The organism is Duganella alba (assembly GCF_009674495.1).
Classification (GTDB): Bacteria; Pseudomonadota; Gammaproteobacteria; order Burkholderiales; family Burkholderiaceae_D; genus Rugamonas; species Rugamonas alba.
This window is the reverse complement of the sequence record NZ_WKJN01000006.1, coordinates 171,069-193,222: the sequence shown is the minus strand read 5'-3', so window position 1 is coordinate 193,222 and position 22,154 is coordinate 171,069. Positions and strand designations below refer to the sequence as shown.

Sequence of the window (22,154 nt, the reverse complement as noted above, 5' to 3'; positions counted from 1 at the left end):
GAACCCCGCACGCATGCCCCACAATATCGGTCTGATTACCACCATCGCCGCCGCACTGGGAGCCGGTCTCCTGTTCGGTTATCTTGCAACGCGCCTGAAGCTGCCGGCGCTGGTGGGTTATCTCGCTGCGGGCATTATCATCGGTCCGGCCACGCCGGGCTTCGTGGCCGATACCGCCCTGGCCGGCCAGCTGGCCGAAATCGGCGTGATGCTGATGATGTTCGGCGTCGGCCTGCACTTCTCGCTGGAAGACCTGTGGGATGTGCGCAAGGTGGCGCTGCCCGGCGCCATCCTGCAGATCGCCGTCGCTACCGCGCTTGGCATGGGACTGGCCCACTTCTGGGGCTGGACCATCGGCGGCGGCCTGGTGTTCGGCCTGGCGCTGTCCGTGGCCAGCACCGTGGTGCTGCTGCGCGCGCTGGAGGAGCGCGGCATCCTCGACACCTTCAACGGCCGCATCGCGGTCGGCTGGCTGGTGGTGGAAGACCTGGTCACCGTGCTGGTGCTGGTGCTGCTGCCGGCGCTGGCCGGTTCACTCGGCGGTGAAGCGGTGGATGGCCACGGCGCCGGCGACGGCGGCCTGTGGACCACGCTGGCCATCACCCTGGGCCAGGTCGGCGCCTTCATCGTGCTGATGCTGGTGGTCGGCCGCAAGCTGTTCCCGTGGATCTTGTGGCAGGTGGCGCGCACCGGCTCGCGCGAGCTGTTCACGCTGTGCGTGATCGCCGCCGCCGTCGGCATCGCCTACGCCTCCACCCATTACTTCGGCGTGTCGTTCGCGCTGGGTTCCTTCTTTGCCGGCATGGTGCTGCGCGAATCGGCGCTGGCGCACCGCGCCGCCGAGGAATCGCTGCCGCTGCGCGACGCCTTCGCGGTGCTGTTCTTCGTTTCGGTCGGCATGCTGTTCGAGCCGTCGATTCTGGTCGAGCAGCCGCTCAAGCTGCTGGCCGTGGTCGCCATCATCGTGGTCGGCAAGTCGGTGGCCGCCTTCCTGCTGGTGCTGCTGCTGCGCTACCCGGCCAAGACCGCGCTGATGGTCTCGGCCAGCCTGGCGCAGATCGGCGAGTTCTCCTTCATCCTGGCGGCGCTGGGCCTGTCGCTGAAGCTGATGCCGGTCGAAGGCCAGAGCCTGATCCTGGCCGGCGCCATCATCTCCATCGCCGTCAATCCGGTGGTGTTCCGCCTCACCAAGCCGCTGGAGCGCTGGCTGGGCCGGAATCCCGGCCTGGCCGCCAGGTTCGACCGCCCGGCCGACCCGCTGGCCGAGCTGCCGATGAACGTGCCGCACGAGCACCTGCGCAACCAGGTGGTGCTGGTCGGCTACGGCCGCGTGGGCCGCCGCATCGCCGCCGCGCTCAAGGAGCAGAAGATTCCCTACGTGGTGGCGGAGCAGAACCGCGAAGTGGTGGACCAGCTGCGCAAGGAAGGCACGCCGGCGGTGGCCGGCAACGCCGGCGAGCCGGCGGTGCTGATCCAGGCCCACATCCAGCACGCGTCGATGCTGGTGATCGCCACGCCGGACACCTTCCACGTGCGCGCCATGATCGAGACCGCGCGCGCGCTCAACCCGGACATCAAGACCGTGGTGCGCACCCACAACGATGCGGAAGCGGACCTGCTGCGCAGCGAGCGCGCCGGCGAGATCTTCATGGGCGAACAGGAGCTGGCCAAGGGCATGACCGCCTACGTGATGGACACGCTAAAGAAAACCGACCACGCGCACTGATGAAGAAAACTGTATTTGCCATGCTGGCGCTCACCGTCTTGAGCGCGGTGAGCCGGGCCGAGGACAAGCCGGAAATCCCGGTGTTCCTCGCCGAGCAGATCGAACCGAATGGCCAGCCCTCCACCGGCATGGTGACCATGAGCGGCATCATCAGCCTGCTGGCCGCCGAGTCGGGCCTGAAGCTGGTGGTGCACCCCTATCCGTGGCGCCGCGCACAGATGAAGGCGAAGAACGGCGAAGGCCTGCTGTTCGGCGCCACCGAGACGCAGGAACGCGCGCGCGTCTTCAACTTCACCAGGCCGCTGTATGAAGTCAATCAGTGGCTGGTGACGACCACACAGCGGCCGATCGATTTCCGCAGCTGGGAGGATTTGCGCGGCAAGATCATCTCGATTTCCAGCGGCGGCCAGTTCGGCCCCGAATTCGAGGCGCAGCGCGGCAAGACCTTCATGGTGGAGGAAAACGCGGTCACGCTCGCGAGCCGCTTCAAGATGCTCGACAGCGGCCGCGTGGACGCGGTACTCATCGACAGCAACCGCACCCCGCCGCAGCTGGAAGTCCGCCTCAACTGCCTGTTCCCCGGCGTCAGCAAATGGGCGGTGACGCCAAGGCCGGTCAACGCGGAACCGGCGGTGATCGCGGTGCCGAAAGCCTCGTCCTTCAACAGCTATATGCCGGTGCTGAACGAGGCCATCGAGCGCATGAACAAGGCGCGCACCGTGCAGAAGTACATGGACAAGCGCAGCGCCGAAAGCAGCTGCTAGCGGTTAGCCGTCAGCGGCGACAGCGCGACGGCCAGTTCGGCGCCTTCCTTGATGGCGCGCTTGGCGTCCAGTTCCGCCGCCAGCGCGGCGCCGCCGATCTTGTGGAAGCGCGGCCATTGCGCATTCGCCTTGGCCTCTTCCTCGGACGGCATCAACTCCACCAGGCTGTCCTGCCCGGCGCAGATCACCACGTTATCCACCGACAGCAGGCGCTGTTCGCCGCCCACCGTGATGTGCAGGCCCTGCTCGTCGATGCGGTCGTACTGCACGCCGCCGATCATCACCACGCCGTTGCGCGCCAAGACCGCGCGGTGCACCCAGCCCGAGGTCTTGCCCAGGCCCGCGCCAAGGCGCGAGGTCTTGCGCTGCAACAGATACAGCTGGCGCACCGGCTCCGGCTGCGCCGCCGGCACCAGGCCGCCCGGCGTATCGCCCTTCATGCTCACGCCCCACTCTTTGGCCCAGACATCCAGCGCCAGCGGCAGCGCATGTTTCGGATCGTGCAGTAGGTACTCGCCCATGTCGAAGCCGATGCCGCCGGCGCCGATGATGGCCACGCGCTTGCCCACCGGCGCCTTGTCGCGCAGGACGTCGAGGTACGACAGCACCTTCGGGTGGTCGATGCCGTCGATCGGCGGCATGCGCACCTTGATGCCGGTGGCGACGATCACGTCGTCATAGCCGTCGGCCAGCAGCTGCTCGCGCGTGACGCGCGTGTTCAGTTGCAGCTTGACGCCGGTCAGTTCGATCTTGCGGCCGAAGTAGCGGATGGTCTCGGCGAATTCCTCCTTGCCCGGCACCTGCATGGCGATCTTGAACTGGCCGCCGATGCTGTCGCTGGCGTCGAACAGCGTCACATCGTGGCCGCATTCGGCCGCCACCGTGGCCGCCGACAAGCCGGCCGGTCCGGCGCCGACCACCGCCACGCGGCGCTTCTTCGCCGCCGGCGCATACACCAGCTCCGTCTCGTGGCAGGCGCGCGGATTCACCAGGCAGCTGGCGCGCTGGCGCGAGAAGGTGTGGTCCAGGCAGGCCTGGTTGCAGCCGATGCAGGTGTTGATTTCATCGGCGCGCCCCTCGGCCGCCTTCACCACGAAATGCGAATCGGCCAGGAACGGCCGCGCCATCGAAATCATGTCGGCCTCGCCGCGCTGCAGGATGCCTTCCGCTTCGGCCGGCATGTTGATGCGGTTGGACGCCACCACCGGAATGCTCACCTCCAGCCGCAGGCGGCCCGCCAGGCTGGCGAAGGCGCCGCGCGGCACCGAGGTGACGATGGTCGGCACGCGCGCCTCGTGCCAGCCGTAGCCGGTGTTCAGGATCGACACGCCGGCATGCTGCAAGGCCTTGGCGACGGCGATCACGTCGTCCCAGGTGTTGCCGCCTTCGACCAGGTCCAGCAGCGAGTGGCGGTACATGATGATGAAGTCATTGCCCACTTCCGCGCGGATGCGCTTGACGATTTCCACCGACAGCCGCATGCGGTTCTCGATGCTGCCGCCCCACTGGTCGGTGCGCAGGTTGGTGCGCGCGCACAGGAACTGGTTGAGCAGATACCCTTCGCTGCCCATCACCTCGACGCCGTCGTAGCCGGCGTCGCGCGCCAGCCTGGCGCAGCGCGCGTAATCGCGGATGGTCTGTTCGATGCCGGCCTCGGTCAGCGCGCGCGGCTTGAACGGCGAGATCGGCGATTTCTTGTCGGAGGCCGACACCACGAAGGGCTGGTAGCCATAGCGGCCCGAATGCAGAATTTGCATCAGAATCTTGCCGCCCTCCTCGTGCACCGCCCTGGTCACGCGGCGGTGATTGACCACGTCGCCCTTGTAATTGAGCGTACCTCCAAAGGGTAACAGCCAGCCGGACCGGTTGGGAGAAATACCGCCGGTGACGATCAGACCGACGCCGCCGCGCGCGCGTTCGCGATAGAATGCCGCCAGTTTGCCGTAGTTGTAGAAGCGGTCTTCGAGGCCTGTATGCATCGATCCCATGACGACGCGGTTGCGCAGCGTCGTGAATCCGAGGTCGAGGGGAGCCAGCAGGTGGGGGTAAGGTGTCGTTTTCATAATGCCCGCATTAAATCCCAAATCTCTAGACCCGGGCTTCTAAAGTCCGTGCGTGCTGCTCTTGTATTCTGCCACCCTTTGCCTTACGCTGGTCAAATGATGCGATTCCTTGTGTTTTTGTTGTTGGGTGTGACCGCCCAGGTGATGGCGCAAACACCAAAGCTTGAATTGCCCAAGCTGGAAGTGTCGGTCAACCGCGTCGATCAGGACGGCCAACATATGTATGAAGTGGACGCCACCGGCACGGTGGCCGCGCCACTGCCCAAGGTATGGCGCATCCTCACCGGCTACGAACGCATGGCGGAATTTGTCCCGGACATGGAATCGTCCAAGGTCTTGTCGCGCAACAGCGGTGAGGTGATCATCGAACAATTCGGCGTGGCCCGCTTCCTGTTCATGGCCAAGACCATCCACCTGATCGTGCGCGCGGTCGAACAGCCGATGTCCTCGATCGAGATCTCGCTGATCTCCGGCGACATGAAGCACTACGAGGCGCGCTGGGAACTGGTGCCGGTGCCGGAAACCGGCGGCACCAAGATCATCTACCACGGCAAGCTGATGCCGAACTTCTACGTCCCCAGCCTGCTCGGCGCCAAGATGGTGCGCGGCGACATCGAGAAAATGATGAACGCCGTGCTGGCGCGCCTCGATCGGCGCGACGCGCCGAAGGTCGAGGCGATTCCCCAGCCTTGAGCGGCTGCTATCTAAGCGAGGTAGGTGTCCTGCGAGCGCAGCTCGGCGAAGTTTTCCAGGCTGCCGATCTTGATCAGCACCGGATTCAGACTCAATTGCGCCTGCATGGCGCGCCAGGCGAACTGCCACTCCTGTTCCTGCGCCTCGGCGGCGGTCTTGGTGAAGGCCGCGCCCAGGGCCGCGCGCGTGCCGTATTCCACCGCGCCGTCGATGCCGGCCCAGCTCGGCAGGGCACGCTGCACCGCGCGGTGCAGGCGCTCGCCGAATTCCTCGGTGTTGTGCACGATCAGGCAGGCATCCGACGAGAACAGCTCGAACAGCTTGCTGTCCCAGGCCTGGGAAAAGCTCAGGGTCAGGCAGTTGGAGGCGGGACGGAGGATGAACTGGCCCTGGGTCAGCGCCAGTTCCAGGTCTTCGCGCACGCCGTAGCGGTACAGGGTGGGCGGGCGTTGGTAGTCGTGCATGGTGTTCTCACAAAAAAAGGTTAACGCTTGCGGCGCACGTGGCGCTGGGAACGCATCCACGCCGACGCCACAAAGATTTCGCGCATCAGGGCGACAAAGCTGCCGACCAGGCAGATCACCGCCACCACGAACATGCCGGCGATGTATTTATCGAGCGCGATGTTGGTGATGTCCCCCAGGAACAGCAGGGCGATGATCAGGCAGACCATCAGGCCGCAGGCGGTCGACAGGCCGATCGACATATTGATCAGGTGCGAACGGCGGTACAGCAGATCCAGTTCATTCAGATACGGGTCGCTGTAGGCGACATCGAGCCGGTCTTCCAGCACGCGCGAACGGTCGATGATGCGCGCCAGCCGGTTGGTCAGCACGATCAGGTTGGTGCACACGCCCGAGAGCAGGAACACCGGCGCGATCGCCAGTTGAATGATGTGACCGATGTCCCCGGTCTGGATGTTCATGATTGCCATACGTTTTATTCTTATCGATTAGTCACAGTGTAGCAGCCCGCGTCTCCCACGGGCCGTTTTCAGGCAAAGCGGCGCTGCCGCTTGAACTGCTCGGTGGCCGTCACCAGCGCCTGCGCGATGCCTTTTTCCATGGCGCCGTGGCCGGCGTCCGGAATCAGGTGCAGCACCGAGCCGGTCCAGGCCTGGTGCAGGCGCCAGGCCGATACCGGCGGACAGATCACGTCGTAGCGGCCCTGCACGATCACCACCGGCAGGTGGGCGATGCGGCTGACGTTTCGCACCAGCTGGTCGTCGCTGAAGAAGCCGAGGTTGGCCATGTAGTGCGATTCCAGCCGGCCGATGCCGAGGTCCAGCGCGTCGGACGGCGTATCGTCGGGCTGCGGCAGCAGGAACACGCGGCGGCCTTCGAAACGGCTCCAGGCGCGCACCGCCGGCCAGTGCACGGCCGGGTCGTCGCTCATGATGCGCTTCACATAAGCCTGCAACAGGTCGCCGCGCTCGGCTGCGGGAATCGGCGCGATGAATTCGGCATGGATTTCAGGATGGAACCACTGGGCGCCGTCGAGGAACCAGTCGATTTCCTTTTGCGTGCACAGGAAGATCCCGCGCAGCACGAAGCCGAGGCAGCGCTCCGGATGCGCCTCGCCATAGGCCAGCGCCAAGGTCGATCCCCACGAGCCGCCGAACACCAGCCACTGTTCTATGCCGAACATCCGCCGCAGGCGCTCGATGTCCTCGATCAGCAGCTGGGTGGTGTTGTGGCGGCACTCGCCCACCGGCGTCGACTTGCCGGCGCCGCGCTGGTCGAACAGGATCACGCGGTACTGTTCCGGATCGAAGAAGCGGCGGTGCTGCGGCGACAGGCCGGCGCCGGGGCCGCCATGCAGGAAAATCACCGGAATGCCGTCCGGATTGCCGACCTCTTCCCAATAAATGGTGTGCAGGTCGTCGACCGCCAGCATGCCGTGACGGGACGGCGCGATCGGCGGGAACAAAGTGGCGGCAGGGTCGAACATGGCTATCCTTTAGGCATCGATAGCAGATTGTACGAAAAAAAAGCCGGGATCGCGAACGAACCCGGCTCTGGCGTTTCAACGGTGCCGCGTGTTACGACATGTGCTGGCCGCCGTTGATGGCGATGTTGGCGCCGGTGACAAAAGCTGCCTCGTCCGACGACAGGTAGGCCACCAGGCCCGCCACCTCGTCCGGCTTGCCCAGGCGGCCCATCGGAATCTGCGGGATGATTTTGCTGTCCAGCACGTCCTGCGGGATCTCCATCACCATCTTGGTGCCGATGTAGCCGGGCGAGATGGTGTTGACGGTGACGCCCTTCTTGGCCACTTCCAGCGCCAGCGCCTTGGTGAAGCCGTGCATGCCGGCCTTGGCGGCTGAATAGTTGGTCTGGCCGAACGCGCCCTTCTGGCCGTTGACCGACGAAATGTTGATGATGCGGCCCCAGCCGCGCTCGATCATGCCGTCGCACACCGGCTTGGTCATGTTGAACACGGAATCGAGGTTGGTCTTCATGACCGCGTCCCAGTTGACCTTGTCCATTTTCTTGAACGTCATGTCGCGCGTGATGCCGGCGTTGTTGATCAGGATGTCGACCGGGCCGATGTCTTTTTCGATCGCGGCGATGCAAGCCTGTGCCGACTCGTAGTCCGACACGTCGCATGGATAGGCGCGGAAGTTGTAGCCCTGGTCGCGCGTCGTCGCCAGCCACTGTTCCACCTTCGGATTGCCGGGGGAATAGGTCGTCACGACGCAATAGCCCAGCGCCGACAGTTTATAACTGATTGCTTCGCCCAGACCACCCATGCCACCGGTTACCAATGCCACTCTTGCCATAATTGTCCCCTCGTATGATGCCGAAAATTCGAAGTTGGCCCGGCCTGGAGCCGGGCCGCTGTTTTTATTGTGCTTACGCGCGCTCGATCGCCAGCGCCACGCCCATGCCGCCGCCGATGCACAGCGAGGCCAGGCCTTTCTTGGCGTCGCGGCGTATCATTTCGTGGATCAGCGTGACCAGGATACGGGCGCCGGACGCGCCGATCGGGTGGCCGATGGCGATGGCGCCGCCATTGACGTTGATCTTGCTAGTGTCCCAGCCCATTTCCTTGTTGACCGCCACCGCTTGCGCGGCAAACGCTTCATTGATTTCCAGCAGGTCCAGGTCGTCCGGCGTCCAGCCGGCTTTTTTCAGGCACAGCTTGGTGGCCGAGACCGGGCCCATGCCCATGTAGGCAGGGTCCAGGCCGGACGAGGCGTAGGCCTTGATCCTGGCCAGCACCGGCAGGCCCAGTTCCTTGGCCTTGGTGGCGGTGGTCATGATGACGGCGGCGGCGCCGTCATTGATGCCGGAGGCGTTGCCGGCGGTGACGGTGCCGTCCTTGGCGAAGGCCGGACGCAGGGCGGCCAGGCCTTCCAGCGTCGAGCCCGGCTTGACGTATTCATCGGTGTCGAAAACGAAGCTGCCTTTTTTCTGCACGATTTCCAGCGGCAGGATTTCGTCCTTGAACTTGCCTTCCTTTTGCGCGGCTTCGGCTTTCAACTGCGACTGCAGCGCGAACTCGTCCTGCTCGGCGCGCGAGATCTCGTATTTCTTCGCGACGTTCTCGGCGGTGGTGCCCATGTGGTACTGGTTGAAGGCGTCCCACAGGCCGTCGACGATCATGCTGTCGATCATCTTGATGTCGCCCATGCGGAAGCCGTCGCGCGAGCCCGGCAGCACGTGCGGTGCGGCGCTCATGTTTTCCTGGCCGCCGGCGATGATGATCTGCGAGTCGCCCGCCTTCAGCGCCTGCGCCGCCAGGTGGGTGGCCTTCAGGCCGGAGCCGCACACGTGGTTGATGGTGAAGCCGGGAATGGTGTTCGGCAGGCCGGACTTGATCACCGCCTGGCGCGCCGGGTTCTGGCCGACGCCGGCGGTCAGCACCTGGCCGAGGATGGCTTCGCTGATCAGGTTGGGATCGATGCCGGATTTGGCCAGCAGGCCCTTGATGACATGAGCGCCCAGCTCGGAAGCCGGGATCTTGGCCAGACTGCCGCCGAATTTACCCACACCGGTGCGGCCGGCAGCAACGATAACTACATCATCCATTTGATTCTCCAATGCGCCAGCCGGAGCCGGCTAAGTTGAGCGACAACGCGAACTTTTATCATACGCCGTCCGTCTGAAAGGCGTGGGAGGTTTCAATGCTGCGCTGCCGCGAGAAACTCCAGATTTGCTAGCAGCATCCATGCCCGCAGCGCAACTGGTGGGCACTAATCGTATGCGCCGATATCAGCACGCACTTTGATGCGTATCAAATCCCATGAGTATATTTTGCAGAAACAATAACTATTTGTCACGATAATAATTTGATACCGTCGAGCGAGGCGGCGCATTGTTCGCGTATCACATTGACGAAGTCGAGCACATAGGCCTTGTGCTTTTGCGCCTCCTGCACCGAGACAAACAGATCGCTCCACAAGCCCTGCTCACCGACCGGGCGGGCGATGACGTAGTCGTAGTCGACGTAGTTCTTGATGGCCCAGTTGGGCAGCGCGGCAATGCCGCGGCGGCTGGCGACCAGTTGCAGCACCGCCACCGTCAATTCGGCGGTGCGGCGCTGGAACGGGATGTGGGCCGGATGCAGCACCTCGCGGATGAGGTCGATGCGTTCTTCCGGCACCGGGTAGGTGATCAGCGTTTCGCCGTCGAAATCGGCGGCCTGCAGGCGGCGCTGCTGGGCCAGGCGGTGCTTCTGCGCCATCACCACCAGGATTTCGAAGCGGAACAGGGGGAAGGTGGCGAAGTCCGGGCCGTAGTCCGAACCGATCACCAGGTCGGCTTCGCCGCTGCGCAGCAAATCGGCCGGCTCGCTATGGAAGCCGGACACCAGGTCGATCTCCACTTCGGGCCAGCGCTTGCGGAATTCGTCCATCACCGGCATCAGCCAGTCGAAGCAGGTGTGGCACTCCAGAGCCACCCGCAACTGGCCGGTATCTCCCTGCATTAGGCGCGCAACTTCACGCTCGGCGGTTTCGATTTCCGGCAGCAGCAGGTCGGCCAGCTTGAGCAGCCGGCTGCCGGTGGCGGTAAAGCCGATCGGCACCGATTTGCGCTCAAACAGCGGGCCGCCGTAGCGATCTTCCAGCAATTTGATTTGATGTGACAGGGCCGACTGCGTCAGGTTGAGCAGTTGGGCAGCGCGCACCAGACTGCCGGCCGAACGCAGCGCGCTCAAGGTGCGGAGGTGGCGTATCTCTAGCATGGTCTATTAATTTTTTTCATGTGAAGCCGCAAAATCTTTCGTTTTGATTATAGACCGGTTTGCCGCACACTTTATCCCACCAATATTAAATGCGGATGACAGGCACCATGACCACCACCAAGAATGCGATCCATACCCACGTTCCCGGCTTCCCGCGCATCGGCGCGGCGCGCGAACTGAAATTTGCGCTGGAGAAAAACTGGCGCGGCGAACTCAGCGACGCCGAACTGGAAAGCACCGGCCGCGCACTGCGCGCGCGCCACTGGGCCTTGCAGCGCGACGCCGGCCTCGATTTCGTCAGCGTCGGCGATTTCGCCTTTTACGACCAGGTGGCCAACCACATCCAGCTGCTGGGCTGCGAACCGGCGCGCTACGGCTTCCAGCCGCAGCAGTCGCAACTGAGCCGCTACTTCACCATGGCGCGCGGCCGCAGCGGCGACGCCCACGACGCCGGCTGCGGCTGCGGCGCGCACACGGCCGACGCCCTGCCGGCCGCCGCCGCGCTGGAAATGACCAAGTGGTTCGACACCAACTACCACTACCTGGTGCCCGAGTTCACGCCGGAAACCGCCTTCTCGCTGGCCTGCGAGCGCCTGTTCGACGAAGTGGCCGAAGCGCAGGCCCTCGGTCACGCGGTCAAGGCCGTGCTGATCGGCCCGCTGACCTTCCTGTGGCTGGGCAAAACCAGGACCGCCGGTTTCGACCGCCTCGCCCTGCTGGACCAGCTGCTGCCGATCTACGGCCAGGTGCTGGACCGCCTGAAAGCCCAGGGCGTGCAATGGGTGCAGGTCGACGAACCCATCCTCGGACTCGACCTGCCGGCGCCATGGCGCAGCGCCTTCGAAAACAGCTACTGGCAGCTGAACCAGGTCGGCGTGCCGCTGCTGCTGGCGACCTATTTCTCGCCGCTGGAAGAAAACCTCGGCCTGGCCTGCCGCCTGCCGGTGGCCGGCCTGCACGTCGACGGCGTGCGCGCGCCGCAGGAACTGGCCAGCATCGCCGACTGGCTGCCGGTGCACAAGGTGCTGTCGGTCGGCATCGTCGACGGCCGCAACATCTGGCGCACCGACCTCGACGCCGCGCTGGCCGTGCTGGCGCCGATCGTCGAGAAGCGCGCCGGCAAGCTGTGGCTGTCCTCGTCGTGCTCGCTGCTGCACGTGCCGTTCACGCTGGCGGCCGAAAACCAGCTCGACGGCGAGATCCGCTCCTGGCTCGCCTTCGCCGGCGAAAAGCTGGACGAACTGGACGTGCTGAAACGCGCGCTGCACGGTGAAGATGCCGCCAGCGCGCTGGCCGCCTCCCGCGCCGCCATCGCCAGCCGCCGCGCCAGTCCGCGCGTGCACCAGGCCGCCGTCCGCGAGCGCCTGGACGCCCTGCCGGCCGACGCCGGCCAGCGCCGCTCCGGCTTCGCCCAGCGCCAGGCCGAACAGCGCGCCCGCTTCCAGCTGCCGCCCTTCCCGACCACCACCATCGGCTCCTTCCCGCAGACACCGGCCATCCGCAGCGCCCGCGCCAGCTTCAAGCGCGGCGAACTCGACGCCGCCGGCTACGCCGCCACGATGCGCGAGGAAATCGCCTACGCCGTGCGCCAGCAGGAGGAACTGGGCCTGGACGTGCTGGTCCACGGCGAAGCCGAACGCAACGACATGGTCGAATACTTCGGCGAGCAGCTCGACGGCTTCACCTTCACCCGGCTGGGCTGGGTGCAATCCTACGGCTCGCGCTGCGTCAAGCCGCCGATCATCTACGGCGACGTCAGCCGTCCGAAAGCCATGACGGTCGACTGGACCGTGCACGCGCAAAGCCTGACCGGCAAACCGATGAAAGGCATGCTGACCGGCCCCATCACCATCCTGCAATGGTCGTTCGTGCGCGACGACCAGCCGCGCTCGCGCACCGCGCTGCAGATCGCGCTGGCCATCCGCGACGAGGTGGCCGACCTGGAACAGGCCGGCATCGGCATCATCCAGATCGACGAACCGGCCGTGCGCGAAGGCCTGCCGCTGCGCCGCAGCCGCTGGGACGACTACCTGGACTGGGCCACGCAGGCCTTCCGCGTGTCGGCCAGCGCCGTGGGCGACGCCACGCAGATCCACACCCACATGTGCTACGCCGAGTTCAACGACATCCTGCCGCAGATCGCCGCCATGGATGCCGACGTCATCACCATCGAGACCAGCCGCTCGGACATGGAACTGCTGAACGGCTTCGGCCAGTTCCGCTACCCGAACGAGATCGGTCCCGGCGTCTACGACATCCACTCGCCGCGGGTGCCGGACCAGCAGGAGATGGTGCGGCTGCTGCAAAAGGCCAGCGCGGTGATCCCGCCGGCCAACCTGTGGGTCAATCCGGACTGCGGCCTGAAGACGCGCGGCTGGCCGGAAACCCAGGCCGCGCTGCGCAATATGGTCGCCGCCGCGCGCCAGCTGCGCGCCATCTACTAGCCAAATCCCGCATTTTTCAAGGCCCGCACGCGTGGCGGGCCTCCCCTTTCCCCATTTTCCACAGTAGAATGCTGGTGCCTGCGCATGCGCGCGAGGCTAACCCTGATACTGTCGCCCATGTCCAAGAGCCTGTTTCAAAAGCCCATCGAAATCAAGATTTCCACCGTCGTCGCCGTCTCCGCCATTCTGGCGACGGCCGACCGCCTCGCTCTCGACGCCGCGCTGGCCGAAATGACCGGCGGCACCGCCGACTTCTTCGAAGACGACCTGACCGTGATCGACGTCGCCGCGCTGCCGGCCGGCTGCGAAGCGGTCGACTGGGGCGGCCTGATCGCCCTGCTGAAAAAATACCGCCTGAACCCGGTCGCCGTGCGCAACGCGCCGCCGGACATGGCGGCCGACATCGCCGCCCACGGTCTGAGCCTGGAAACCGCCAGCGCCAAGCCGCGTGAAGAGGAAGCGGCCAGGCCGGCGCCTGCCGCCACGCCGGACACCGCGCCGACGCCGGTGGCGGTGGCTGCCGCCCAGGCCCAGCCGGTCGCCGACGGCGGCGTGATGATCATCGACACGCCGGTGCGCGCCGGCCAGCGCATCTACGCGCGCGGCTGCGACCTGGTGGTCACCGCCGTGGTCAACAACGGCGCCGAAATCATCGCCGACGGCAGCATCCACGTGTACAACACGCTCAACGGCCGCGCGCTGGCGGGCGCCTCGGGCAATGCCCAGGCGCGCATTTTTGCACTGAACATGTCGCCGGAGCTGGTCTCCATCGCCGGCGTCTACAGCACGTTTGAAGACGGTTTCCCCCAGGAATATGCGCGCTCGCCGACGCAAATTCGCCTGGTCGGTGACAGAATCGATATATCATCTGTCAATACGGCTAACCGCGCTTGACGCACACCACTCTGAAAAGGATTATTCGTGGCAAGAATTATTGTTGTAACGTCCGGCAAGGGCGGTGTCGGTAAAACCACCTCCAGCGCCAGCTTCTCGACCGGCCTGGCCATGCGCGGCCACAAGACCGCGGTCATCGACTTCGACGTCGGCCTGCGTAACCTCGACCTGATCATGGGCTGCGAACGCCGCGTGGTGTACGACCTGATCAACGTGATCAACAAGGAAGCGACGCTGACCCAGGCGCTGATCAAGGACAAGCACTGCGACAACCTGTTCATCCTGCCGGCCTCGCAGACGCGCGACAAGGACGCGCTGTCGGAAGACGGCGTGGAAGAAGTGCTGCATGAACTGATCAACATGGGCTTCGAGTTCATCATCTGCGACTCGCCGGCCGGTATCGAGCACGGCGCGCTGATGGCGCTGACCTTTGCCGATGAAGCGATCATCGTCACCAATCCGGAAGTGTCGTCGGTGCGCGATTCCGACCGCATCCTCGGCATCATCCAGGCCAAGTCGCGCCGCGCCCAGACCGGCGGCGAGCCGGTCAAGGAGCACCTGCTGATCACCCGCTACTCGCCGAAACGCGTGGAAGCGGACGAGATGCTGTCGTTCGAAGATGTGAAGGAGATTCTGCGCATTCCACTGATCGGCATCATTCCGGAATCGGAATCGGTGCTGCATGCTTCGAACCAGGGCAACCCGGCGATTCACTTCAAGGGCACCGATGTTGCGGAAGCCTACGAAGACGTGGTGTCGCGCTTCCTCGGCGAAGACTTGCCGCTGCGCTTTACCAATTATGAAAAGCCCGGCCTGTTGCAGCGTATCTTCGGGAGCAAGTAACCATGGCACTGCTTTCTTTCCTGTTTCCGCCTAAACAAAAGACCGCCACCGCGGCCAAGGAACGGTTACAGATCATCATCGCGCGCGAGCGCAGCGGCCGCGCCGGCCCGGACTTCCTGCCGGCGCTGCACAAGGAACTGATCGAGGTGATCTCCAAGTACACCAAGGTCAATGCCGACGACATCAAGATCTCGCTGGACCGCCAGGGCAACCTGGAAGTCCTGGACGTCAACGTGGTCCTCCCCGACGCCTAGGTCGTTTCAAAAAGCACGCAGCTTCGTTGCGGCTCCTTGCCGTGCAGGTTGCACTGTCTTCGTCGCCGCGCCTCGCTGCGCGCATTTTGAAACAACCTGAGTATCACGCCGGCCGGTGCACGCCGGCCGTCACCAGTTCCTGCGCCACCCTGGCGCAGGCTTCCACGTGCTGGTAGCCGATCTGGCGGAAGGCGAAAAAGCCGATGCCGGCCGACGCCAGCTGCCCGGCCAGCGGCACCAGCTTGCCGGCCTGCCTGGCCACCGCCTTGAAACCGGTGCGCTTCAACAGCTGCACCACCACTTCCCGCGTCACCACCTTGCCCACCAGCATGCCGCCGACGCCGATCGCCGCTTCGTAGGCGATCAGCCGGAACTTCGGCTGCAGGCGCTCGATCTGTTGTTCCGACAGGCCGAATTCCTGGTTGATGTCGTCGATCAGCAGCGCGAACAGACGCAGGTCGGACACCACGTCGAGACCCGGAATCGGCACCGCCGCCACGCCGGCCGACAGCATCGCGCGGCGCCGCACCAGCTGGCGACAGCGTTCGCGCACGGCGGCGATATCGCCTGCCGAAGCCGGCACCAGCGCCCAATTTGTGTCTTTTTTGCCGCGCATCGTGCCTCCCGGAGAGCCTTGTCACTTCTTGCTATTTTTCAACTTCTGCATTGAATTCAGCGTTTTTCCAGTGTACCGTGTAATCAACATGCGGGCGCGCACAGGGAAATCAAGCATTATCAAGAAGGCACAGATAGTGTCTTAAAAAAATATTTTTAGCCTTTTTGCTAAGGTATTTGTAAATCTCTGTTATATTTGGAGTGACTTCTCCTTAACATTTTCCAGCAGGCAGCAGTATGAGAATTGCCGTACTCGACAACGATCGCAGCCAAGCCGAACTGATCTGCCAGGTCCTCACCTCGGCCGGCCACATCTGCCACAGCTTCCAGACCGCCAAAGACGTGCTGGCGCAATTGCGCAAGGACAGCTACGACATGCTGATCCTCGACTGGCAGGTGGTCGACCTGAGCGGCGCCGAGGTGCTGCGCCGGGCCAAGGAGAAGCTGCACGACAGCGCGCCGGTGCTGTTCCTGACCACCAGCTCGGGCGAGGACGACATCGTCGCCGGCCTGGCCGCCGGCGCCGACGATTACATGATCAAGCCGCTGCGCCGCAGCGAAATGGTGGCGCGCGTGCAAGCCCTGCTGCGCCGCGCCTACCCGGCGCAGAATGGCGCCGAGCAGTTGCAATTCGGGCAATATGTCTTCGAAACGCGCCCCGGCCGGCTGCTGATGGACGGCATAGTGTTGGATGTCACCCACAAAGAGTTCTACCTGGCACTGTTATTTTTCCGCAACATCGGCCGTCCGCTGTCGCGCGCCTACATCCATGAGGCGGTATGGATACGTGAAACCGTGGTGCCGTCGCGCACCATGGACACCCACGTTTCCCGCGTCCGCAACAAATTGCAGTTAAAACCAGAAAACGGCTTCCGCCTGGTGCCGGTCTACAGCTACGGCTACCGCCTGGAAAAGCTCGGCGCCTGACCTGCGGACAGGCTGTTGCTATCTCTTTGAGCAGTCCTAGAAGCAACATCCGGGTACTCACGGTATAATGACCGCATATTCAACGCCTGGACCCGAAATGCAGCTGCTTGCCGTCGGCCTCAACCACACTACCGCTCCGGTCTCGCTCCGCGAGCAGTTGGCGTTCGCCCCCGACCAGCTCGGGCAGGCGGTGGTGGCGGCGCGCTCGTGGTTTGAACGCATCGACCATCGCGGTTCCGACGAGGCCGCCATCCTGTCGACCTGCAACCGCACCGAGCTGTACGCGGCCAGCACCGTGCCCGACCCGCTCGACGCCGGCGCGCATTTCCTCGCTGATTTCCACAAGCTCAACTACGCCGAACTGCGTCCGCACCTGTACATGCTGCCGCAGCACGACGCCGTGCGCCACACCTTCCGCGTCGCCTCCGGGCTGGACTCGATGGTGCTGGGCGAAACGCAGATCCTCGGCCAGATCAAGGACGCCATCCGCACCGCCGACGAAGCGGGCGGCCTCGGCACCTATCTGCACCAGCTGTTCCAGCGCTCGTTCTCGGTGGCCAAGGAAGTGCGCAGCACCACCGAAATCGGCGCCCACAGCGTGTCGATGGCCGCCGCCGCCGTGCGCCTGTCGCAGCGCATCTTCGACAAGATCGCCGAGCAGAACGTGCTGTTCATCGGCGCCGGCGAAATGATCGAGCTGTGCGCCACCCACTTCGCGGCGCAGAATCCGAAATCCATCACCATCGCCAACCGCACGCTGGAACGCGGCGAGCTGCTGGCGCACCGCTACGGCGGCCGCGCCATCCGCCTGGCCGACCTGCAGGACAAGCTGCACCAGTACGACATCGTCATCTCGTGCACCGCCTCGTCGCTGCCGCTGATCGGCCTGGGCATGGTGGAACGCGCGATCAAGGCGCGCCGCCACAAGCCGATGTTCATGGTCGACCTGGCCGTGCCGCGCGATATCGAACCGGAAGTGGCGCGCCTCAACGACGCCTTCCTCTACACCGTCGACGACCTCGGCAAGGTGGTGCAGACCGGCCTGGAAAACCGCCAGGCCGCCGTGGCGCAGGCCGAAGCCATCATCGAAACCCGCGTGCAGTCCTTCATGCACTGGATCGACGACCGCGCCGTGGTGCCGGTGATCCAGAGCCTGCAGGAAAACGGCGAAGCGCTGCGCCTGCTGGAACTGGAACGCGCGCGCAAGATGCTGGCCAGGGGCGAGGACATCGACACCGTGCTCGAAGCCCTGTCCAAAGGCCTGACCGCCAAGTTCATGCATGGCCCGCAGCAGGCGCTGCGCCATGCCCACGGCGACGAACGCGCGCAGCTGGCGGAAATCCTGCCACAGATGTTCCGCGGCCGCCGTTAGCGCTTCCGCTTCCCTGCCGCCTCCCCTCGCCGCCCCGCGGCGCCTGCTTCACTCTCCAAAGAATACGCTATGAAACCATCCATGCTGGCCAAGCTCGATCAATTGGCAAACCGTCTGGTCGAACTCGATGAACTGCTGATGTCCGAAGGCGCCACCGACAACATGGACAGCTACCGCAAGATGACCCGCGAGCACGCCGAGATCGGCCCGCTGGTGGCGGTCTACAAGTCCTACCAGGAAGCGCTGGGCGACATCGCCGCCGCCGAAGAGATGCTGGCCGATCCCGACATGAAGGACTTCGCCCAGGAAGAAATCGAAGCCGCCAAATCGCGCACCGCCGAACTGGACCTGGAGCTGCAGAAAATGCTGCTGCCGAAGGACGCCAACGACGACCGCAATATCTTCCTGGAAATCCGCGCCGGCACCGGCGGCGACGAGTCGGCGCTGTTTGCCGGCGACCTGCTGCGCATGTACACCCGCTTCGCCGAGCGCAACCGCTGGCAGGTGGAGATGGTGTCGGAATCGACCTCGGACCTGGGCGGCTACCGCGAGGTGATCGTGCGCCTGGTCGGCAACGGCGTGTACTCCAAGCTGAAGTTCGAATCCGGCGGCCACCGCGTGCAGCGCGTGCCGGCCACCGAAACCCAGGGCCGCATCCACACCTCGGCCTGCACGGTGGCGGTGATGCCGGAGGCCGATGAGGTGGAGGACGTCAACATCAATCCGTCCGAGCTGCGCATCGACACCTACCGCGCGTCCGGCGCCGGCGGCCAGCACATCAACAAGACCGATTCCGCCGTCCGCATCACCCACCTGCCGACCGGCATCGTGGTCGAGTGCCAGGACGACCGCTCGCAGCACAAGAACAAGGCGCAAGCGATGAAGGTGCTGGCCACCCGCATCAAGGACGTGCAGCTGCGCGAGGCGCAGGCCAAGGAAGCGGCCACCCGCAAGAGCCTGATCGGTTCCGGCGACCGCAGCGAACGCATCCGCACCTACAACTATCCGCAGGGGCGCATGACCGATCACCGCATCAACCTGACCTTGTACAAGCTGGACTTCATCATGGACGGCGACCTGACCGAGATGACCAACGCGCTGATCGCCGAACACCAGGCCGAGCTGCTGGCGGCGCTCGGCGATTAAACCCAAGGCCGAAGGGGTCTGACCCGCCGGGTCAGACCCCGGGCATGCGCCGGTGGGGGAAATTAAGAGCCGTCTAAGGCCCGATTAGCAACATTGTGCGAAAATTGCGCGCATTACCCCTACGGACCACGTCATGATAACTACCCGCTCCCTGCTGCTGTCCATCGCCATCGCCGCCTTTGGCCTGATCGGCGTCGCCCTGTATCTGCAGCACGGGCTGGACATGCTGCCTTGCCCGCTGTGCGTGATCCAGCGCTACCTGTTCATCGCCATCGGCGTGTGCGCGCTGATCGGCGCCTACGTCGGCAAGCCGAAGCCGCTGGCGCCCGTCGGCCTCGGCCTGCTGGCCGCGCTGGGCGGCCTGGGCACCGCCGGCAAGCACCTGTGGGTGCTGGCCCATCCCGGCCTGTCGTGCGGCATCGATCCGATGGAAACCATGCTCAACAAAATCCCGACCGCCACCTACCTGCCGTTCCTGTTCCAGGCCGACGGCCTGTGCGAGGACGCGCTGGCGCCATGGTTCGGCCTGTCGATTCCGCAGTGGTCCTTCCTGTGGTTCGCGCTGTGCACGCTGGCCCTGGCCTGGGTGCTGATCCGCCGCGTGCGCGCATGATCGACGCCACCAGCGCCATCATGGCCGGCGTCACCATCGCCGCGCTGCAACGACAGTCGCTGCTCGACGGACTGGATTACCGCGTGCTGCTGTGCCACGCGCTGGACCTGAACCGCATCGCCCTGATCACCCAGTCCGAACGGGAATTGAGCGCCGGCGAGGCGCAGCGCTTCGCCGCGCTGGTGCGGCGCCGCCTCGATGGCGAACCGATCGCCTACATCGTCGGCCAGCGCGAGTTTTTCGGCCTGCCGTTTGAAGTCGGCAGCGCCGTGCTGATTCCGCGGCCGGACACCGAACTGCTGGTCGAGCTGACGCTGGACCGCCTGCCGCTCAACGGCCGCGCGCTCGACATGGGCACCGGCAGCGGCGCCATCGCCGTCTCGCTGGCGCACACGCGCCGCGACGCCGACGTCACCGCGCTCGACGTCAGCGCCGACGCGCTGGCCGTCGCCCGGCGCAACGCCGATACCAACCACGCCCGCGTCACCTTCCTGCAAAGCGACTGGTATGCCGCGCTGCAAGGGGCCGCGCCGTTCGACGTGATCGCCTCCAACCCGCCCTACATCGCCAGCGGCGACCAGCATCTGTCGGAAGGCGATCTGCGCTACGAGCCGGTGGGGGCGCTGACCGACCACGCCGACGGCCTGTCGGCGCTGCGCATCATCATCGCCGGCGCGCCGCCGCACCTCAAGCCGCAGGGCTGGCTGCTGATGGAACATGGCTACGACCAGGCGCAGGCGGTGCGCGCGCTGCTCACCGCGGCGGGCTACGCGGAAGTCCGCAGCTGGCAGGACCTGGCCGGCATCGAACGCGTCAGCGGCGGCAAGCTGCCAGGCTAATCAAATCCTGATCTGCAGGCGCCGGCGCAAGGCCGACAGCAGCATGGCCGGCGGCGCCGGCTTGTACAGCACCTCGACGAAATCCATCGGCCGCGCCGGCGGCACCACGCCATGCAACAGCACCGGCGGCGCTTCCTCGCGCGGCCAGATGTCCCACACGCTTTCGTCGGCGCACAGGATCAGCGCCGGCTCGCGGTCCTGCGGCTCGTACTGCACGTCGAACTCCGCGCTTTCCAGGATCTCGCTCAGGTAATCCTGCATCGGCTGGTGCGGCTCCAATAGCAGGATGGCGTGGCCGCTGCCGAACGGTTCGGGCCAGTCGAAGTGCGGCGTCGGCGGCATGGCGTCCTGCTCCTCCGCCAGCGGTGCGCTCGTCTCGAAGCGCAGGGCGTCGCCGCTCTGCTGCAAAACGCCGCCCATGGCGCGCACCAGGTGCGCCGCCACCATCACCCCGGGCAGGATGCGTTCGTCCGCCAGCGAGCCTTTAAAGTCGCGCCAGGGGGCTTCCGCCGTGCCGGACTGGAAGTGCAGCCGCACCGCGTCCGCCGTGCGCCGCACTTGCAGCACCAGCGGCCCGCCCGAATGTTCGCGCAGCCGCGCCAGCACCTGCGCCAGGCGGCGCGCATCGAGCACCGCCAGCGGCGGCAGTTCGGCGCCGTCGTGCGTCACATGCCGCATCAGCCCGTGCAGATAGGCCGGCGCCGCCGCCAGTTCCGGCGGCTGCAACTCGAAGCGCGCGCACTCCTGCAAGTCGGACAGCCACTCCAGCTGGCGCCGCGCGTCGTTCTCCATGGCCGGCACGTCGACCCAGCCGGTGCTGGCGCGGGTGGCGATGCGCGCCAGCGGCGCGCGCAGGTCGTGGTGCAGGGCCGCCAGCAGGCGGGCGCGGATGCGGGCGGCGTCCAGCTCGTCCCCGCTCACGGCAGCGAAACCTGCTGGCGCATGGCCTGGCGGTAGGCGGTGGGCGTGCTGTCGACCTGTTCGCGGAAGGCGGTGGCGAAGTTGGCGGCGCTGCGGAAACCGGTCAGCTCGGCGATCTGCTGCACCGTCATGTCGGTGTCGGCCAGCAGTTGCCGGCCGCGCCGGATGCGCGCCTCGCCCAGGTAGGCGAACACGGTGGTGCCGACGTGGCGGCGGAAGGCTTGCGACAGCCGCTTCTCGTGCGTGCCGAGCGCGCGGGCGATGCCGGCCAGCGTCAGCGACGCCGCCAGGTTGTCGTCGATCAGGCGCATGGCGGCCAGCGCCACCACCTCGTCCGGGTCGTGCAGGCTGGGCAGCGCCGGCGCCGGCGCATCCTCGGCTGCCGGCCCGGCCTTGCGCAGGCCGGCCAGTTCCAGGTGGATGCGCACGCGCGCGAACACCTCGGCCGGGTGGTAGGGCTTGGCGACGAAATCGACGCCGCCCATGGCCAGTCCGGCGACGCGCTCGTCCGGCTCGTCCAGGGCGCTGAGGAAGATGATGGGAATGGCGCGCGTGGCCGGATTGGCCTTCAGCAGCCGGCAGGCGGCAAAGCCGTCCATGCCCGGCATGCGCACGTCCATCAGGATCAGGTCCGGCGGCGCGGCCAGCGCGGCCTGGTAGCCGGCCATGCCGTCGCTGGCGCTGCGCACGTGGTACAGCTGGCGGCGCAGCAGATCGGTGAGAAAGCGCAGTTCCTCCCGCTCGTCGTCGACGATCAGGATGCCGGGCCGTGCTTGTTCAGTTGTATTCAGGGCAAGAATAGCGCGCTCCTCGTCAGGAACTACCGCCCGATTATGCCCACATTTTTTTC

22 protein-coding genes are annotated in these 22,154 nt (G+C 65.5%); 12 read left to right on the top strand and 10 right to left on the bottom strand.

The window, feature by feature from the left end; genetic code table 11:
- The first annotated feature begins 13 nt into the window (after positions 1–13).
- Both GJ695_RS08265 and GJ695_RS08260 read left to right on the top strand, forming a co-directional pair.
- Complete coding sequence (locus GJ695_RS08265; RefSeq protein WP_154363679.1) at positions 14–1,726, top strand: cation:proton antiporter domain-containing protein; 1,713 nt, start codon at positions 14–16, stop codon at positions 1,724–1,726.
- A complete protein-coding gene (locus GJ695_RS08260; RefSeq protein ID WP_154363677.1) occupies positions 1,726–2,490 on the top strand; it encodes a substrate-binding periplasmic protein in 765 nt (254 codons plus the stop codon). Before GJ695_RS08265 ends, GJ695_RS08260 begins: the two co-directional genes overlap by 1 nt.
- Here the strand turns inward: GJ695_RS08260 and GJ695_RS08255 are convergent.
- Complete coding sequence (locus GJ695_RS08255; RefSeq protein WP_154363675.1) at positions 2,487–4,553, bottom strand: NADPH-dependent 2,4-dienoyl-CoA reductase; 2,067 nt, start codon at positions 4,551–4,553, stop codon at positions 2,487–2,489. The genes GJ695_RS08260 and GJ695_RS08255 overlap by 4 nt on opposite strands.
- A gap of 96 nt (positions 4,554–4,649) precedes the next feature.
- Here GJ695_RS08255 and GJ695_RS08250 point away from each other — a divergent pair, with 96 nt between their 5' ends.
- A complete protein-coding gene (locus GJ695_RS08250) occupies positions 4,650–5,246 on the top strand; it encodes an SRPBCC family protein (RefSeq protein WP_229260295.1) in 597 nt (198 codons plus the stop codon).
- An 11-nt stretch (positions 5,247–5,257) separates the two neighbouring features.
- Here the strand turns inward: GJ695_RS08250 and GJ695_RS08245 are convergent, their stop codons facing one another.
- From GJ695_RS08245 to GJ695_RS08220, 6 genes are all read right to left on the bottom strand, one after another.
- The gene (locus tag GJ695_RS08245; protein ID WP_154358131.1) at positions 5,258–5,710 is read right to left on the bottom strand and encodes a hypothetical protein; all 453 of its coding nucleotides are present in this window, start codon (positions 5,708–5,710) and stop codon (positions 5,258–5,260) included.
- 20 nt (positions 5,711–5,730) lie between these two features.
- Positions 5,731–6,171: a DUF2721 domain-containing protein gene (locus GJ695_RS08240; RefSeq protein ID WP_154363834.1), complete on the bottom strand. Its 441-nt coding sequence runs from the start codon at positions 6,169–6,171 to the stop codon at positions 5,731–5,733.
- A 68-nt stretch (positions 6,172–6,239) separates the two neighbouring features.
- On the bottom strand, positions 6,240–7,196 hold the full coding sequence (gene pip / locus GJ695_RS08235; protein WP_154363673.1) for a prolyl aminopeptidase: 957 nt from the start codon (positions 7,194–7,196) through the stop codon (positions 6,240–6,242).
- Between the two features lie 91 nt (positions 7,197–7,287).
- Positions 7,288–8,028 carry an acetoacetyl-CoA reductase gene (gene phbB / locus GJ695_RS08230; protein ID WP_154358129.1) on the bottom strand — a complete coding sequence of 247 codons (741 nt, stop codon included), beginning with the start codon at positions 8,026–8,028 and terminating at the stop codon, positions 7,288–7,290.
- A gap of 73 nt (positions 8,029–8,101) precedes the next feature.
- On the bottom strand, positions 8,102–9,280 hold the full coding sequence (locus GJ695_RS08225; protein WP_154363672.1) for an acetyl-CoA C-acetyltransferase: 1,179 nt from the start codon (positions 9,278–9,280) through the stop codon (positions 8,102–8,104).
- 247 nt (positions 9,281–9,527) lie between these two features.
- The gene (locus tag GJ695_RS08220; protein ID WP_154363670.1) at positions 9,528–10,436 is read right to left on the bottom strand and encodes a LysR family transcriptional regulator; all 909 of its coding nucleotides are present in this window, start codon (positions 10,434–10,436) and stop codon (positions 9,528–9,530) included.
- A gap of 107 nt (positions 10,437–10,543) precedes the next feature.
- On the opposite strand from GJ695_RS08220, the gene metE reads away from it, so the two are divergent.
- From metE to minE, 4 genes are all read left to right on the top strand, one after another.
- On the top strand, positions 10,544–12,880 hold the full coding sequence (metE, locus tag GJ695_RS08215; RefSeq protein ID WP_154363668.1) for a 5-methyltetrahydropteroyltriglutamate--homocysteine S-methyltransferase: 2,337 nt from the start codon (positions 10,544–10,546) through the stop codon (positions 12,878–12,880).
- Positions 12,881–12,997: 117 nt separating this feature from the next.
- On the top strand, positions 12,998–13,774 hold the full coding sequence (gene minC, locus GJ695_RS08210) for a septum site-determining protein MinC (protein WP_154363666.1): 777 nt from the start codon (positions 12,998–13,000) through the stop codon (positions 13,772–13,774).
- A 27-nt stretch (positions 13,775–13,801) separates the two neighbouring features.
- Positions 13,802–14,617, top strand: coding sequence for a septum site-determining protein MinD (minD, locus tag GJ695_RS08205; RefSeq protein WP_166455020.1), 816 nt, complete (start codon positions 13,802–13,804; stop codon positions 14,615–14,617).
- 2 nt (positions 14,618–14,619) lie between these two features.
- Complete coding sequence (minE, locus tag GJ695_RS08200) at positions 14,620–14,871, top strand: cell division topological specificity factor MinE (RefSeq protein WP_154358125.1); 252 nt, start codon at positions 14,620–14,622, stop codon at positions 14,869–14,871.
- Positions 14,872–14,974: 103 nt separating this feature from the next.
- Here the strand turns inward: minE and GJ695_RS08195 are convergent, their stop codons facing one another.
- On the bottom strand, positions 14,975–15,487 hold the full coding sequence (locus GJ695_RS08195; RefSeq protein ID WP_154363664.1) for a hypothetical protein: 513 nt from the start codon (positions 15,485–15,487) through the stop codon (positions 14,975–14,977).
- Between the two features lie 236 nt (positions 15,488–15,723).
- Here GJ695_RS08195 and GJ695_RS08190 point away from each other — a divergent pair, with 236 nt between their 5' ends.
- From GJ695_RS08190 to prmC, 5 genes are all read left to right on the top strand, one after another.
- Entirely contained in the window at positions 15,724–16,413 is a 690-nt protein-coding gene (locus GJ695_RS08190; RefSeq protein WP_154363662.1) for a response regulator transcription factor, read from the top strand.
- 97 nt (positions 16,414–16,510) lie between these two features.
- Positions 16,511–17,785: a glutamyl-tRNA reductase gene (gene hemA, locus GJ695_RS08185; protein ID WP_154363660.1), complete on the top strand. Its 1,275-nt coding sequence runs from the start codon at positions 16,511–16,513 to the stop codon at positions 17,783–17,785.
- A gap of 69 nt (positions 17,786–17,854) precedes the next feature.
- A complete protein-coding gene (prfA, locus tag GJ695_RS08180; protein WP_154363658.1) occupies positions 17,855–18,931 on the top strand; it encodes a peptide chain release factor 1 in 1,077 nt (358 codons plus the stop codon).
- Between the two features lie 133 nt (positions 18,932–19,064).
- Positions 19,065–19,544, top strand: a complete 480-nt coding sequence (locus tag GJ695_RS08175; RefSeq protein ID WP_154363656.1) for a disulfide bond formation protein B — start codon at positions 19,065–19,067, stop codon at positions 19,542–19,544.
- The gene (gene prmC, locus GJ695_RS08170; protein WP_154363654.1) at positions 19,541–20,383 is read left to right on the top strand and encodes a peptide chain release factor N(5)-glutamine methyltransferase; all 843 of its coding nucleotides are present in this window, start codon (positions 19,541–19,543) and stop codon (positions 20,381–20,383) included. The genes GJ695_RS08175 and prmC overlap by 4 nt, the downstream gene beginning before the upstream one ends.
- Here the strand turns inward: prmC and GJ695_RS08165 are convergent, their stop codons facing one another.
- Both GJ695_RS08165 and GJ695_RS08160 read right to left on the bottom strand, forming a co-directional pair.
- Positions 20,384–21,304 (bottom strand): ATP-binding protein, encoded by a 921-nt coding sequence (locus tag GJ695_RS08165; protein WP_154363652.1) that lies wholly within the window; start codon positions 21,302–21,304, stop codon positions 20,384–20,386. It lies immediately after the preceding gene.
- A complete protein-coding gene (locus GJ695_RS08160; protein WP_166455032.1) occupies positions 21,301–22,104 on the bottom strand; it encodes a response regulator transcription factor in 804 nt (267 codons plus the stop codon). Before GJ695_RS08160 ends, GJ695_RS08165 begins: the two co-directional genes overlap by 4 nt.
- Between the last annotated feature and the right edge of the window lie 50 nt (positions 22,105–22,154).

Bases quoted from the DNA above. Each gene is read 5' to 3' on its own strand.
- GJ695_RS08250 (WP_229260295.1), top strand. From the start codon at position 4,650: ATGATGCGATTCCTTGTGTTTTTGTTGTTGGGTGTGACCGCCCAGGTG.
- minC (WP_154363666.1), top strand. From the start codon at position 12,998: ATGTCCAAGAGCCTGTTTCAAAAGCCCATCGAAATCAAGATTTCCACC.
- hemA (WP_154363660.1), top strand. From the start codon at position 16,511: ATGCAGCTGCTTGCCGTCGGCCTCAACCACACTACCGCTCCGGTCTCG.
- phbB (WP_154358129.1), bottom strand. From the start codon at position 8,028: ATGGCAAGAGTGGCATTGGTAACCGGTGGCATGGGTGGTCTGGGCGAA.
- metE (WP_154363668.1), top strand. From the start codon at position 10,544: ATGACCACCACCAAGAATGCGATCCATACCCACGTTCCCGGCTTCCCG.
- minE (WP_154358125.1), top strand. From the start codon at position 14,620: ATGGCACTGCTTTCTTTCCTGTTTCCGCCTAAACAAAAGACCGCCACC.
- GJ695_RS08195 (WP_154363664.1), bottom strand. From the start codon at position 15,487: ATGCGCGGCAAAAAAGACACAAATTGGGCGCTGGTGCCGGCTTCGGCA.
- GJ695_RS08220 (WP_154363670.1), bottom strand. From the start codon at position 10,436: ATGCTAGAGATACGCCACCTCCGCACCTTGAGCGCGCTGCGTTCGGCC.
- GJ695_RS08225 (WP_154363672.1), bottom strand. From the start codon at position 9,280: ATGGATGATGTAGTTATCGTTGCTGCCGGCCGCACCGGTGTGGGTAAA.
- prfA (WP_154363658.1), top strand. From the start codon at position 17,855: ATGAAACCATCCATGCTGGCCAAGCTCGATCAATTGGCAAACCGTCTG.
- GJ695_RS08190 (WP_154363662.1), top strand. From the start codon at position 15,724: ATGAGAATTGCCGTACTCGACAACGATCGCAGCCAAGCCGAACTGATC.
- GJ695_RS08260 (WP_154363677.1), top strand. From the start codon at position 1,726: ATGAAGAAAACTGTATTTGCCATGCTGGCGCTCACCGTCTTGAGCGCG.
- GJ695_RS08175 (WP_154363656.1), top strand. From the start codon at position 19,065: ATGATAACTACCCGCTCCCTGCTGCTGTCCATCGCCATCGCCGCCTTT.
- GJ695_RS08265 (WP_154363679.1), top strand. From the start codon at position 14: ATGCCCCACAATATCGGTCTGATTACCACCATCGCCGCCGCACTGGGA.
- GJ695_RS08245 (WP_154358131.1), bottom strand. From the start codon at position 5,710: ATGCACGACTACCAACGCCCGCCCACCCTGTACCGCTACGGCGTGCGC.
- pip (WP_154363673.1), bottom strand. From the start codon at position 7,196: ATGTTCGACCCTGCCGCCACTTTGTTCCCGCCGATCGCGCCGTCCCGT.
- GJ695_RS08255 (WP_154363675.1), bottom strand. From the start codon at position 4,553: ATGAAAACGACACCTTACCCCCACCTGCTGGCTCCCCTCGACCTCGGA.
- prmC (WP_154363654.1), top strand. From the start codon at position 19,541: ATGATCGACGCCACCAGCGCCATCATGGCCGGCGTCACCATCGCCGCG.
- GJ695_RS08240 (WP_154363834.1), bottom strand. From the start codon at position 6,171: ATGAACATCCAGACCGGGGACATCGGTCACATCATTCAACTGGCGATC.